Below are 14,574 nucleotides of genomic sequence, written 5' to 3'. Positions count from 1 at the left end.
TGCATCCGCGTGTGCGGAGATCATCCGCAGCCCGTCACACGTGTTCGCTCATGGTCACACGGCAACGGGTCCTGGGGCGGTGCCCGGTTGCGGAGTCGGCGTCGCCTCCCCGGCTCCCGCCCCGCCCGCCTCGTCGTCCTCCTGCGGCGTCTCGGGCGTGAAGCGCATCCACCCCACCGGCTCCCCGTCGTCCCCGGCCTCGACCGCCAGGCTGCCGAAGACCGCCCCGTTCGCGGCGAACACCTCGGTTCCGGTGCTGTTCGCCACGGTCTGCGCCAAGGCCGGATCGCCGTCGCGCTGGTCACCGGCCCGGCAGGCCACCAGCACGACCTTCAGCGAGCCCAGACTGGGGCGACGCGCGAGGAATCCACTGAACTCGTGCCCGTCCAGGTGGACTTCGCTCCCGTCGAGCACCGGCACGGTGACGAACCGGCGGTTCGCGTGGGAGTCCCAGAAGTAACGCCTCTTGGGCTTCGCACCACCGCCGGCCGACCGCCCCTGCCCCTGTTCCCTTCCCCCTGTCTTCGTTCGCACCCAGGGCAGCGGCACCCCCTCGTCCGGGGACAGCGTCGTCCCCGACGTGTCCACCACTTCGTAGTGGGTGTGCCGGGTGAAGCGGGACTGATTTCCCTGCTCCTTGGCCTGGAAGTCCGGGTGGTGGGCCGCGCGTCCGACGGGCCGGAAGGTGTCCGGATGGCTGACGGGAGTGGTCCGCAGAAGCGTGTCGGGAACGGCCTTCCCGTCGCTCGTCACGACGACGCCGGACGTGAGATCACCGGACGCCGCCTTGCGCAGGTCGCCCGGGTGGCTGCGCACCCAGGTGCCGTCCGGCTGGAGGCGGGGCCCCGTCCAGGTCGTGATGAGCTTCGCCGGGCCGCCCGGGTCCCGCATCACGTCGAGGTCGCCGGTGAACGCCCAGACCTCGCGTCCGGTGTGTGCCGCGAGGTGCCGCGGCAGCTCCAGATAGCCCGCCGCCGCGTGGGGGACGAGAAGCACGACGGGGCCGCGGGGTGTGTCGGCCGGAAGGCCGGCCGCGATCTGGGCGGCGAACTCCCGGGCCGTCGCCTCGCGGGTGCGGCCGTCCCCGGACTGGACGAGAACGCGGCCCGGTGTCTCACCCCTCTCGGCCCGTACGAAGAAGGGGTGTTCGCCCTCGGCCAGGAACCGTGCCCAGGGTGCCCCTTCGTCGCTCTCCCGCTCCAGCCTGCCCGGTGCCTTCGGGTCGGCGGTGAAGATCTCGTCGGTCACCAGGCCGTCGAGCGCGGCTTCCGGGCGCCGCGTGAGAGGGGTGAAATCGAATCCGATGAGGCCGTCGCGCGCCATGACGGGCGTACGCACGAGCGCGCGGGAGCCCGTGGAGCCGAGCGGGGGCGGCGCCTCGCCGTACGCGACCGGGATGCCGTGCGCTGTCACCGCCTCGGACTCGGCGAGTACGCGCATCAGTTGTCTGGCCCGCTGCCGGGACTCCGCGTCCCAGTGGGGAACGACCACCCGTTCCACGTCCTGCCAGCCCAGCGCTCCCGGGAACAGCACGCCGAAGTGCGCCGAGCCGGCGAATCGGGTGCTGCCGTGTTCCCGTAGCAGCACCGGATCGTGGGCGTAGCCGGTCGCTTCGGCAAGCGCGAGCCGTACGGCCTCCTGGTCGCCGCGGACGACGAGGGCGTGCAGGGAGGACAGGGTGAAGCCGGCCCGCAAGTCCATGGGCACGAAGGCTCCTTCGTCGCCCCGGGCCGCGGTCGGGGGCACCGGGATGTGCAGGGCCCGCACGCGCGCCGTCTGCTTCCAGTGGATCGCGATCCCCTGGTCCGGCGTCGCTCCCGTGCTCTGCCACCGCGCGGACACCAGCGCGGCGGACACCGCCGGGAGCGGATCCGCGCCGGGTGTGCCCGGGTCCGTCTCCTTGGCCAGGAGGAGATCCAGCGGTGCGTCGGCGTCCTCCGTGAGATTCCTCAGATCGCGGCCGTCGACATGGGTCACCGCCGCCATGGCCGGCGAGGTCAGATGGTGGTGCAGCGTCCGCAGGGTCTCGGCGGCCCGCGCGGAGTCGTGGAAGCCGTAGTCGGTGCCCCACTGACCGTCGAGGTGCCGCAGCCGGTGCAGGGCCGCTTCCGTCAGATACGGGCGGAGGTCCCGCGTCCGCAGTTCGGCCGTGACGAGTTCCAGCCGGGCCGGGCGGTCGGTCTCGTGCCACGGGATGTCCCGGTCGGCGAGTTCGGACAGGACGTGCAGGGCCGTCGTCACCTCGCGGTGGCGTCGTTCCGCCTCGGTCACCACGGCGGGAGGGGCGGCCGGGCCGTCGCTCCCCTGAGCCCGCCGCACGGCGTCCCGCTGGACCCGGGCCATGATCCACAGGTCGTGCACGGCGTCATGCAGGTGTTCCCCCTCGGCCCGGTCGGCGATCCACCCGGCGCGGGGATCACGCTGCCGGGTCCCGGCCCCGTCACGTGCCCTCAACTCGGCTCGGATACGGCCCACTTCCTTGCGAAGGTAGTCGACCCTGCTCCGCCAGACCCCTCTCTCGTACGCGACGTCGTCGCCCCTGACCTGATCGAGGGCGAGATCCAGCGAGTCGGCCCAGGTCCTGCGGCTCTCCACCGCTTCCAGCAGATAGGCGGACGGCCCGTTCAGCAGAGCGCTGTTGACCTGACGGTAGGACAGGTCCTTGGCGTTCTTCCTGCCGTCCTCGATCCGTTTCGACCGGGCGCGGAACTCCTGCGCGGCGGCGCTGTCGCCCTGCCCCCCGGGGTCGCTCTGCCGCGCTCGGCCGATGGTCCCCAGGGTGTGCCATACGAAATCGTTGTGCCGCACGCCCGGGAGCGGGTCGACGGCGTACGGCGCGTGCTCGTGCTGCCGGTGATGCCGGTTCTGGTCGAAGGACGGGTCCCGCGCGGGCGGGAGCGTACGGACGGCCGCCCGCGCGGCCTCGGTGCGGGCTGCCGCGGCGTCGTCGCCGGAGCCGTCGGCCGGGTACGGCGGCGTCGTGTCGACGGCCCGGTTCGGCGCGCCGGCCACCACGACAGTCAGCGGGTTGACGAGGCCCGTCTCCGCCACGACGAGGTCGTGGAACGACTCGCCGTGCCAGGGGCGGACCAGCCGCATGCGCCACTGCCGGCCCTCGTCGGGGAGCCCGGAGCTGGTGAGGAAGGACTCGAACGCGGCGACGGCTTCCCGCTCCCGAGCCGCCACCGTCTCCCGCACGGAGGCGTAGGCCGGATGGTGGGGGTCCCGGGGGTTACGGGGGTCTTGTGTGGCGTGCCACGCCGTGTCGAGAGCCGCTTTGAGGGCGACCAGCCGGGTGACGGCATCCAGCATCGACTCGGCGACCGCCCGCTCGCGTTCGCGATCCTCCCCGGGCTCCCGGGTCCCCTGCCCCTCCTGGGTCTCGTGGCTGTCCTGGGGGTCGTGGCCCTCCGGGCCGGGTGCCGCCGCCCCGTCCATGGCGTCCAGGGTCTCCTGGAGCTGCGCCTGCCAGTCGGCCAGGGAATCCGCGTCGAAACGGTCCAGGTTGCGGTGGACCGCTTCGGTGAGCAGCCGTGCGCGCTCGCCGAGGTGGGCGGTGCTCTCCAGGGTGATCTGGGCCGTACCGTCCTCGCTGGTCAGGACGACGGTGCCGTAGTGGTAGCCACGGGTGCCGTCCGCGATGCCGACGTTCCGGTCGTGCGCGGCGAGGTCCCGGGCCCTCTCGCCGGGTGCCGCGACGGACTGGATCGCGTGCGCCTCGCCGATCCGGGGCAGGGCCGACGCGTTCACGCCGACAGCGGCGGACAGGACTGCCACCGCCTCGGGCTGTTCGCTCAGATGGGTCGCGTAGCGGTGACCGGGCAGGGGCGCGACCGCCCTGGGCGAGGACCCCGGCCTCGCCCCGGGCGCCGTGGCCTCGGCCGCCCACTCGGCGTCGGGGAACGCCCGTGAGTAGCCGCCCTGTTCGATGGTGTCGGCCATCGCCGTCACCAGCCGGTGCAGCTCGCTCGGACGGCCGGCGGCACCGGCACCGGGATCGGTGTCGGTATCGGTATCGGTATCGGTATCGGTATCGGCGCCGACGTCGGTGGTGGCCGTGGCGGTGGCGCCGTGGGCGTCGCGGAAGACCATCCGGTCGGGCGGGCCGCCGAGCAACAGGGTGGTCAGCTTCCGGGCGTCCGCGTCGGGTCCACCGGGCAGCCGCGGCGTGACCCGGTGCAGCCTGACCGGCTCGTGGCCGTCGGCTGCGGGGATGTCGACGTGATGCCGTTCCGCCAAGTGGAGGCGGACGGCGCTGCCCGCCGCCGCCAGGGCCTCGTTGGCGCGGTCGACCGCCTCGCGGGTCGCGAAGGCGGACTGGAAGTCGCCCTCGGAACCGACGGCGAGGGTGCGGTCGTCGGAGAGGGTCAGCGCGCTGTGCCGGCCCGGCTGCGGGCGCAGTACGACGAAGGCGTCCTCGTCACCGTCCGGTGCCCAGAGCTCCAGGTGGGCGGAGTCGGTGAAGAGCGCGTGGGGTCCGGCCGGGAGGTCGTCGGAGTCGAAGTCGGCCGTGAGGTCCGGGCCCGGGTTGAGGTCGGGGTCGGTGTCGGTGTCGGGGGTGGCCGGGTCGGCGCCGCTCTCGGAGGGTTCGCCGTTCTCGGACGGGTCCGGGGTCGGCGAGCCCGGGGGTGTCTGCCGCTCCGTGGGGTGGTGCGGGTCGCCGACGCCCATGGGACCGGTCGCGGACGAGAACGGGTCGGCGGACGGGGGCGCGCTCCGTGCCGCGCCCCGGTCGGGCCGGGGCGCGGGAACGCCGTCGGTCGTCGTTCCCGGGTCCGGGTGCTGGGGGCTCGGGACGGGCGTGTCCGGGGCGGGCGTCCTCGGGGCGCGCGATGGGTCGTGGCCGTGCTCCTGGGCCACGTTCGCGGCGCCGGGGGTCTCGTTCGGCCGGGCGCCCGCGGCGGTGGTGGTCAGGCGGGCGACGAGGTCCTGGGCATCGGGGAGTCGCGTGGGCTGTGTCCCGCGCGGCATGCCAAAGTCCGCGTCCGGGTGGGACGTACCCGGGCGAGACGCGCCCGCGCGCGCTACGTCGAGCGCCTTCAGCAGGCCGGGTACGTAGGACGCGCCGGTCTCCCCGCGGGTCACCGCGTTCAGCAGTACGTTCTGGAGCACGCGATGGGACTTCGACGCCCAGTCCCCGTCCGGCCGGGCCATGTAGACACGCGGCCGCTCCGCGCCGCCGGAGGCCTCCTCCCGGGCGAGCCGGGCCAGCAGGCCGGGCAGTTCGCTCTGGAACCACGCCACCATTTCCGGGTGCAGTCGCCGGCGGACGTCCGGATCCGGGTCGTAGTAGGCCGCGTACGCCTCGGCGAACCACTCGACCGGCCGGGAGTACTGGTAGTTGGACACCGCGTGGTTCGTACGCTGCTCGCGCAGGTAACCGACCCACTGGCCGTCGGGCCCCACGTGGTACATCCGCCCATCGATGTCCAGCGTGTCCCCGCCGCCGTCGTGCAGCATCCAGGGATGTGCGAAGGCCATCCGGCCGAAGTCGGCGACCTGCTTGATCCGTTCCCGGACGTCGGCGGACTGGTGGGCGTGGTTGGCCTCCAGGGCGGCGAACAGCCCGGACCGGTCCGGTACGTCGCCCGGCCGCAACGCCTCGGCGGCCTGCGCCAGCAAGGTCTGCCCGTCGATGCCCGCAAGGTCGTACGACTCGCCGAACCCGGCTTTGCCCAGGGCCGCTCGGACCACCATCACGGAGCTGCCGCCGTACGTCCGCCAGCCGCCGAAGTGCTCCTGCTCGGCGAGTTCCTGGGCCCAGTCGCTGAGTTGGTCGACATGATGGCCGATCTCGTGCCGGAGCACCCACTTCATGAAGTTGCCGTGGGCGAGCACGTCGGACACCCCGCCCATGATCCGGCGCGGTTGCCCCGAGATCCCGAGGGCCCGCTCCTCGCGCGCGTCGATCTGCCGCTCGTAACCGGCGAGGGCCGTCCGGTCCATCGCCCAACGCTGCCAGTCGCTGCCCCGGTTGAACTGCGCCATGATCCAACTCGGCAGTCCGTAGGGCGCGATGACGTCGACGGCGCGCCGCTCTCCGTCGTACTCGCTCGTATAGCTTCCGTCCTCCGGCACGCCGGGCGCGATGGCGGTCAGCCCCCTGAGGTGCTCGGTCGGCAGGCCGGCGAGCACGGCCTCGATCCGGCCCAGGGCGGAGTGGCTGAAGTGGACGTTCGGACGGGTCGGCGAGGGACCGATGGCCACGTGGTAGCGGGCGCTGAGGGCCTTCTCGCGTTCGGCCACGCCGTGGTTCCACAGCAGGCCGGGGAGCCCGTAGCCGCCGGATCCGAGCCGGGCCATCCTGACCGGAAGCCAGCTGCTGCGGCTTCGCTGGGGCACGGAGGCGGCCCTGTCGGTCGCGTCGGTCGCGTTCGGCTGGTCGTGCTGGCTGGTCTGACCGGTCTGACCGGAGTGCTCGGGAGAGGACTGCGCGGGCTGCTGATGGGACCGACGCGACAGCAGGCGACGCATGCCACCGCGCAGACCGGGCTGTTCGGCGAAACGCGGGTCGGTCTCGGCGAGCAGCCGGCGCTCCTCCGCGACGGCCGCGGCCACGGCGTGCGCGACGGAGTCGTCGGAAGAGCCGGGGGTGTCGGAAGCCCCGGGGGTGTCAGGAGTGTTGTGCGGGCCGTCGGCCAGAGACGGGTCGGGGCCGAGGGCCTCGGCCACCCGGGTGATCCAGCCGTCCTGCACCTCGCGGAAGGCGACCGTGTCCGGGTCGGTGCCGAGGGCCGGCCGGGGGTGCACCTGATGCTCCGCCAGGATCTCGATCGCCCGGCGCGTCCGGGGCGGGAGCCCGTCGGAGACCAGGTCGCCGGTCCGGCTGGGACCGGCCACCGGACCGTCCGCGGGCGGCACGGGGCCCTCGCCCGCCCGGGCCGGGCCGGCCCCGGCGGGCAGGCCCGTGGTCCGGCGCGTCCCGTACTGCCGGGCCAGTTCGAGGGAACGCGCCCTGGCGCCGTCCGTCCCGCCCGTGAGCACGCTGTGGCTCAGCAGCGTGACGAACGCCCCTATCAGCTCGCGCCGTTCGACCGCTCCCGGGCGGTCCATGTCGAGGAACCAGACGTGGTCGGCCGACACCTGGGCGCGTGCCCACTGCTCCGCCTGCGCCATCCGCTGCGGGGGTACCCGGCTCAGGTATGCCTCGGCCCGCTCCAGCGCCGCCCGGTCCTCGGTCGTGAGGGGCGCGGCCGTCAGGGGCGCGGCCGGCGCGGGCCGGCCGTCGTCCGAGGCCCCCGGCAGGCCGGGCTCCTCGGTTCCGGTGAAGGTGAAGCCCGCGGCGAACGCGTCCTCCACCGCCGCTTCGACGTCGTCCGGGTCGCCCTCCAGCATCTGGTGGGCGACGGCCACGACGTGCCGGTCCGCCGGGGAAAGGCCGTAGAGGTCGTCGGTGTGCGCGTCAAGCCTCGCGACCAGGTGCGGCACTCCGGCCGGAGCACCGCCCAGACGCGCGAACGCGTCCCTCACCGCGGTGAGCGCCGGGCCGGGCAGCCCCCGGCCGGCGGGGCTCTTGCCCCAGTGCCGTGCGAACGAGCGCAGCGGATCGGCGTACACGTAATCATCGCTGTCGCTGCTGTCGCTGCCGCTGTCACTGTTGCCGTGTTCGTCACTGTCACTGCTGTCACTGCTGTCGCCGCGGTCGTCCCGGTACGCGAGGGACGGGCCGGTGGCGGCCTGCTGTGGCGGCGCGAGAGGCGCGCCGGGTTTTGACCATTCGACGGTCCGCGTCGTCGCGTTCCACCGTCCTCTCCGGTCGGTGTCCCGGTCGTACACGGAGACGACGGCCTCGGCGGGTACGCCCCCGACGAAGGCGACTTCCTTCTCGTCGTCGCGGTACACCGTCAGCTGCGGCATGTCGTCTTCGAGCGCCGGGTCGGCCGCGAGCAGGCTGTCCAGGGTCATGGGAACGTCGACACCCGAGTCCGTGCTCCGGATCTCGTACTGGTAGCGCCGGTCGGTGTACTTCAGCAGCTTCTCGTCGCGCGTGGTCGAGACGAACTGGGCCCCTTCCTCGGGCGGCGCGGTGACCCACTGGACGATGTCCAGGACGTTCGAGGGATTACGCGCCCGGAAACCGTTGCGAAAGACGTCGCCGGGTTCCTCGCCCGTGTTCCGCCACACGGTCCGGCCCGGAGCGCTCCAGGAGACGAAGTCCTCGTCGGCCTCGTGGATGTACCGCATGCGCGGGACCGCGCCCTGCGACGAGCCCGTCATCATGCGCACAGTCAGGTCCTGTGCGGCGACCGTACCCAGAGGGTGCGGCTTGCCTCCGGCGGGAGCGGTGAGCGAGTCGATCCAGCTCCGCACCTTCTCTCTGGTCCACTCCGACCGGTCGGCGTCGGGTCCGGCCGCCGCATTCGGGCCGGCCGTCGGCTTCAGGTCGTCGACGGAGGCGACGAGAGTGTCGCCGGAGTCGGAGGCGGTGTCGACGACCGTGTCGGTGTCGTCGATCGGGACGTCGTGTCCGGGGTCGGCGGAGAAGCCGGATGCGGGCGCGAGGGCGGTGTCGGTGATGTCGGTCGCACTGGTCGTGTCGGTGATGCCCGTGGTGCCGGTGGTGCCGGTGTCCGGAGCGGCGGGCGGGACGGTGTCGGTCGCGGACAGGGTGGTCATCGGCACGGGGGCGGCGAGGTCGGCCTCTCCCTCGCCGATCTCGTCCGGAACCGCTGTGGCCTCAGGGGCCTCCTTGACATCGCCGGCGGAGCGCGGGCGGTCGGCGCCCCGGCCGTCCGTGGCGAGCCACGGACGGGGTGTCGGCGCGGCCGAGACCGTGCCGACCGGGGCGAGGGGGGTGATCGGTCCCCCGACGTTGTCCTGACCGTCCACGGTGCCCCGATCCGTCGTCGTGACGGGGCCGGAGGTGACCGGCGTGACGGGGCGGACCGTGGTGTCCGGGTCCGCCGTCGGGGTCGTGGCTACTTCGGGCGCGGCGGCGTCCGCCTCGTTCCGTTCCTGGTGCGAGCCCGGCTTCGTCCGGTCCGGGGCGCCCTGCGCGGGGGCGTGCGGCGTCGTTCCCGTGCCGGGGCCCGTGGTGCCGTCGGCCCTGACCGCCGGGGTCGCCGGTACATCCGGTCCGACCTGTCCGACTGGTGGCGGGCTCGGTGTACCTCCCTCAGCCAGAACCGGAGCGGTTACGGATCCGGTGGCGGTCACGGGGCTCGCGGGCGCGTCCGGTCCCATGGGCGCCGTTGTCACCGGCCCTGTACCGGTCGTCGACACCGGGCCGGGTCCGGCGTTCTCGGAGAGCTGCCGGGCGGGGGCCGTCTCGTCCTGGTCGTCCGTGGGATTCCGTACGGCCGGGCCGTCGTCACCGACCGGGCCGGGCCCCGGCTGCGCGGGGCCGCCGGGGCCGGTGGACGCGGGAAGGCCCGTGGCCGGCCGGATGTCGTCGTCCCCCGCCCCGATGGCGGGCGGCACGGTCGCCGCATCGCCGTCGCCGTCGACGCCGGCGGGTGCCGTGGGCGGGGTCGTACCGACGGAAAGGTGTTCCGCCCCGTCCGCCGTGTTCCGCGCGGGCGTGGGCCCGCCGCCGGACACCGTCGCCGGACCCGTTCCGTGCGGCGTAACCCCGGGTGTGCCGTCAGCCGCGCCGTGGGGCGTGCCCTGGACCATGCCCTGGACCGTCGGGGGGACGGAGCCTTGGGACGCATCCGGGGCGTCGGTCTGCGAGAGCGTCGCGACCGGTGCCGGAGGAGCCACCGCGGGATCCACGGGGCCGTGCGCCGCCGGGGCCGGAACGGCCGTACCGGCAGGGGGAATCCGTACGCCGTCCCCTGGTCCCGCGTGGACCGCGGGCCTCTCGCCGCTCGGTCCGCCGCTCTTCTCGTCCGTGACCCGCGCGGGGTCCTGGGCTGAACCGGCCGAGGTGTTCGGCAGGGTGGAGTTCACGTTCCCGGAGAGTGTGAGGTCGCGCAGTCCGTGGCTGAACTTCTCGGTTCCCGCGAAGACCAGTTGGGTGTTCAGGCCGCTGACGAAGGAGCCGTGGAAGGTCGTCGGTTCCCAGGAGCCGTAGAGCGCTCCTTCGGTGACGGTCTCCGCACCGGCCGAGAGGGTGGCGTCGAAGCCTTCCTCGGCGGTCTTGCCGCCGATCTTCGCGCCGTGGGAAAGCGGTCCGCCGGATGCCGGGGTCTTCGTCCCGGGCAGAGCGGTGCTACGGACCGGGGTGGTGTTCAGTCCGGGCATCCGGTCCGCGTCGGCGAACTTCACGCCGAGGCCGGGCCCCTTGTCGAACGTGTCCTTGAAGAGCCCCTTGAAGAGGCTTTTGCCGCCGTGGAAGACGTGCTCGAAGAGCGAGTTGACGGCTCCGGTCGCTCCGCTCATGAGGATGTTCTTCAGATCGAAGCCGTGCGGCTTGCGGCCGGGGTCGGCCGTGATGATCAGGGCGAGACGCGCCGCGAACGTGCTGAAGGCCTCCTCCAGGACCTCGCTCAGGGTCGGCATGAGATGGCTGCGCCTGACCAGCGTTTGCATGATCAGCAGCATCCTGGCCCGCGAACGGGCCTTGGCGATCGCGGTCTTGCCGGCCGTGGCGCCGCCGCTGAAGAAGGTCATGACCGCGAGGACCGCCAGCTCGATCAGGAGGATGACCGCCTCGATCACCAGCTGGATCTTGGACTCCGCGATGTCCATCGAGGTCTTCACACGGCCCTCGGCGATGTCCTCCAACTGCTTGGCGAACGCGACGAGATGGTTCGTTCCTCCGTCGTCGGTCAGCGACTTCACCGCACCGACGTACTGCTCGGCGACCCCGGGCGGCAGTACCCGGCGGGCGAGGTGGACGGACTCCTCCAGGAGGTCCGACAGCTTGTACATCGCGTCCGCGAGATACCGGAACGGCCTGCGGCTCAGATAGGCGAGGTCTTCGCTGGCCTGGAAGATCTTCTCACCCAGAAGTCCGTAGAACAGGTTGTTGAGTTCCTCCGAGACCGTGATCGCCATGACGGATCAGTGCCTTCCGGAGCCGGTCTTGGAGGCGTGATCGCCGATCAGCTCCAGCGCGTCGTTCTGGGCCCCCTGGATGACGACCGCGTTGATGTTCAGCAGCTTGGCCGAGTTGGCCACGCCCCGCGCGAGGGCCTCGCAGGCCCCTTCCACGTCCGCGCGGTCCTTGACGTCCCGGGGGTACAACTCGCTCCACATCCGGTCGTCCCGGCCGGCCCAGCCGGCGGATTCACGGACGAGCGCGCTGAATTCACCGGTCAGCCTCGCGACGGTGTCGCCGATCTCGGCGTGCAGCCGCGCCGCCGCGTTGATGGCCGAGGTGTCGGCCGAGAAGACGTTCGCCACTGTTTCCCTACTCCTCTGTGTCCTCGTGGATCTCGTCCCGCAGCCGGGTCCGGCCGGTGCGGACCCGGGAGGTGTCCGGCTCCTCAAGGACACCGGAACCGAAGATGTCCGCCCAGTCGAGGTCGAGACCCTTCATGCCGGGCAGCCCCGGGCGCGCCGAGGTGAACGGCGTCATCGTCCGCATCACATGCCGGGACATCGCGTCGCGGGCCTCCGCCGCCGCCCCGAGGACCGAGGAGGCCAGTTCGGCCGCGGTCATCGTGCGGTGCCGGCCGTCGAGGAACCTCAACCCGGTCAGCTGCCCCTGGGAGCCGACCGTGACCTCCACCGCCCGGTCCCGGGAGCGCACCGTGTACGAGGCCTGGCGCAGCTCGGCCTCGGCCGCGGCCACGCCGGCCGTAACCGCCTCCAGGTCGGCGAGCGCCTCGGCCAGGCGGTCGCCGATCGACTCGGCGAGGGGGTTCGCCCCGGCCGTGGCGTCCGGCTCCGTCCGACCGTCGTCCGCGGTGCCGTCGTGCGTGCGCGCGTTCATCCGATCACCGCCGGTGCTCCGCCTTCCTCGGTTCCCCATACGTCCTCGTCCTCGTCCACCCAGTGGGCGCGCTGCCGTTCGCCGCTCTCCGTGGCCTGGCCGCCCTGCATGCCGCCCATCGGGGCACCGCCCATGGGCATGCCCGAGCTGGTGGTCTGGGTCCCGCTCCCCCGGAAGGGCAGGGCGTCGGTGTCGAGCAAGGCGCCCGCGGTGCCCGGGCCGCGTGGTACGGACATGTTGGCCGGGTCGTTGAGGACGTTGCGCATCCGCTCCGCGTTCGTCCCGCCCGCCCCGGCGCCCGCGCCCGCGCCGAAGCCGGGGTTGAGCGGTGTGCCGCCGCCTGGCGGCGCCCCCTCGGACACAGCGGACCGCACTCCCCCGTATCCGTCGGCGGTGCCGCCCAGCCGGCCCCCGGTGAAAGGGGTGCTGTCGTAGTCGGCGTAGTCGGTGTGGTCGGCATGGTCGGCGTGGTTCGCGCCGATGAGGGTGTCGCGGACGGGGAACGGGGTGTTCAGCGGGGAGGAGCCGCCGTGCGACAGCCCCGAAAGCCCGGACAGATCCGGGAGATGCGAGAGATCCGGCATGCCGGCCCGGTCGGGCAGCTCGATGGGGTCGTTCAGCCGGGTCGTGGTGTGGGTGCCGTCCGGCCGGGTGGTCCGCACGGTGCCGTCGGACGGGTCGAACACCTGCTTGCTGCCGTCGGAGAACTCTGTCGTGAGGGTGCCGTCCGCGTTGAGCCGGAGGTGACTCCCGTCCGGGTTGGTGATGACCTTGCCGGGGTTCAACTTGGTAGTGGTCGTACTGCCGTCCGGACGGGTCGTCACCAACTCCCCGGTACCGGGCCGGAACTCCGTCTTCGTGCCGTCCGGATACGTCTGCACCAGGTTGCCGTCGGCGTCGAGGCGGGGTCCGTTCGTCCGGATCGCACCCGGGTTGAGGGGGACGGAGCCGCCGGTGGACGAGCGCGGGGGCAAGGAGGACAAGGAAGACAGGGAGGGCAGGGAAGAAGGCAGGTTGAGGGGGACACTCCCGCCCGTGTTGAGGGCGATCCCACCCGGGTTCAGCGGGACGGAACCCCCCACATCGAGCGGAACGCCGCCCGGGCGGGTGTCTCCCAGGCCGGCGACCAGGTCGTCCAGTCCGCCGTTCAGGGGCACTGTCGCGCCGGCCCCGACGCCGTTGCCGTCGAGGTGCGGACCGTCCTTGAGGCTGCCGCCGAGACCGTCCGGGTTCAGGCTTCGCGTGAGGTTGTCGCCGATGCCGCTGAGGCCGTTGCCGAGACTGTCGCCGAGCCCGCTCAGACCGGTGTTCAGAAGCTTCTGATTGTTGTTCAGACCGTCGAAGAGGTCTTTGTTGCTCGCGCCCACGTCGGAGAGATTCTGATTGAGGCTCTCCCATGCCTCCTTGTTCTTCTTGTCCGCATCGCCGATCGCCTTCTCCGCCTTCTCCTTCTCGGCTTTCGCCTCCTCCTTCTCGTACGTGGCCGACAGACTCCTGGTGCTCTTGGTCTCCACCGGCTGCTCCAGGTCGTGGGCGTTCTCGGCCCAGACCTTGCCGAGGGTGGAAAGGGATTGCCGGGCGACCGACACGAGATAGTGGTCGATGTAGGTGTTCCAGCGCTCGACCGCCCGCTCGCCGATCTTCTTCCAGGTATTGATGTCGTCCAGCAGGCCCAGTCCGGGAATCTCCTCGGTGAAGCCGGGCTCGGTGTTGAATTTCTTCGTCGTCGTGTAGATGAGGTCCTCGTCGTTGTCCTTCCAGGTGGCGGGCCGCGCGTCCTCTCTGTTCACGGTGACGTAGGGGACGTTGTTCGCGATGACCCAGGCGGTCACCGCGTCCAGTTCCTCCAGCAGCGCGCGGTGCGGATCGTGCTCGGCGGTGTCGGCCCAGTTCGCCCAGGCCTGCTGGAGCAGCCTCGCCTCCCAGTGGAGATTCCACTGGGCCTGGAACAGCGTCTCCGAGTACGCGGAGGTGGGCTCGTGCCCGCCCAGCATGACGTGGCCGTATTTCTTCTCCGGGCCGCCCATCTGCTCCACGTAACCCTCGTAGTTCTTGTGGAGAGTCTCGACGAGTCCGCGTACGACGTCCGCCGACTCCCCTTTCCAGGCGGCCTTGTCGCTGCCCAGGCTGTCCTTCCAGGCGGACAGGGTGCGGAACTGGTCGCTGAAGAATTTCGCCGCCCGGTCGAACGAGGCGGCGGTCCGGTCGAACGAGGTGAGGTCGACGGCACCGGCGTCCTCGACGCTCGCTCCTCCGTAGGAGAAGTTCGTCGTCTTGTAGTCGTTCACCAGGGCGTCGAGGACGAATTTCGGGGCGGACACGTACCGCCACAGATCCGCGTCGTCCCATTCGTCGCCGTACTTTCCCTTGAAGGCGCCGCCCTCGCGGGTCGTCCCGCCCTCCGACAGATGACTCTTCCCCTCGCTGTCGGCGAGGGTCCCGATGAAGACGATGTCGGCCGTGTAGAGCCGCACGAGATCCTTCTGGCCGTGGTGCACGTAGAAGGCGATGCGGTAGTCCTCGCCGTGGGACGCCTGCCAGCCGGAGGAGGCCGCGTAGTCGTTCTTGTCCACGGCCCTGGTCAGGTGTTCCATCAGGTTCACCCGCATCAGCGGGATCCCTTCCCGGCTCTTCAGCTTGTCGAAGAGCGCGTTCCGGCTCGGCATCGGGTAGCCGGTGTAGAGCCTGACGGCCTGGGCCCAGTAGTCGTCTGTGTCGGCGTTGGATGCCATGAACGAGCTCCGCTGTGGTGA

4 protein-coding genes are annotated in these 14,574 nt (G+C 72.0%); all 4 read right to left on the bottom strand.

The genetic code is table 11. The features are described from left to right. Window positions 1–54: 54 nt before the first annotated feature. From ACGFRB_RS23785 to ACGFRB_RS23770, 4 genes are read right to left on the bottom strand one after another with little or no spacing between them, the layout of a single operon-like run. Entirely contained in the window at window positions 55–10,941 is a 10,887-nt protein-coding gene (locus ACGFRB_RS23785) for a hypothetical protein (RefSeq protein WP_393245721.1), read from the bottom strand. 6 nt (window positions 10,942–10,947) lie between these two features. After that, window positions 10,948–11,289 carry a hypothetical protein gene (locus tag ACGFRB_RS23780; protein ID WP_393245719.1) on the bottom strand — a complete coding sequence of 114 codons (342 nt, stop codon included), beginning with the start codon at window positions 11,287–11,289 and terminating at the stop codon, window positions 10,948–10,950. A 7-nt stretch (window positions 11,290–11,296) separates the two neighbouring features. Next, window positions 11,297–11,821, bottom strand: coding sequence for a YbaB/EbfC family nucleoid-associated protein (locus tag ACGFRB_RS23775; protein ID WP_393245717.1), 525 nt, complete (start codon window positions 11,819–11,821; stop codon window positions 11,297–11,299). Then, window positions 11,818–14,553: an AAWKG family protein gene (locus ACGFRB_RS23770; RefSeq protein WP_393245715.1), complete on the bottom strand. Its 2,736-nt coding sequence runs from the start codon at window positions 14,551–14,553 to the stop codon at window positions 11,818–11,820. The genes ACGFRB_RS23775 and ACGFRB_RS23770 overlap by 4 nt, the downstream gene beginning before the upstream one ends. Window positions 14,554–14,574 lie beyond the last annotated feature (21 nt).

It is taken from the genome of Streptomyces sp. NPDC048718, assembly GCF_043198875.1.
In the GTDB taxonomy this organism is placed as follows: domain Bacteria; phylum Actinomycetota; class Actinomycetes; order Streptomycetales; family Streptomycetaceae; genus Streptomyces.
This window is presented reverse-complemented; position numbering and strand designations above follow the sequence as displayed.

Bases quoted from the DNA above. Each gene is read 5' to 3' on its own strand.
- ACGFRB_RS23785 (WP_393245721.1), bottom strand. From the start codon at position 10,941: ATGGCGATCACGGTCTCGGAGGAACTCAACAACCTGTTCTACGGACTT.
- ACGFRB_RS23775 (WP_393245717.1), bottom strand. From the start codon at position 11,821: ATGAACGCGCGCACGCACGACGGCACCGCGGACGACGGTCGGACGGAG.
- ACGFRB_RS23770 (WP_393245715.1), bottom strand. From the start codon at position 14,553: ATGGCATCCAACGCCGACACAGACGACTACTGGGCCCAGGCCGTCAGG.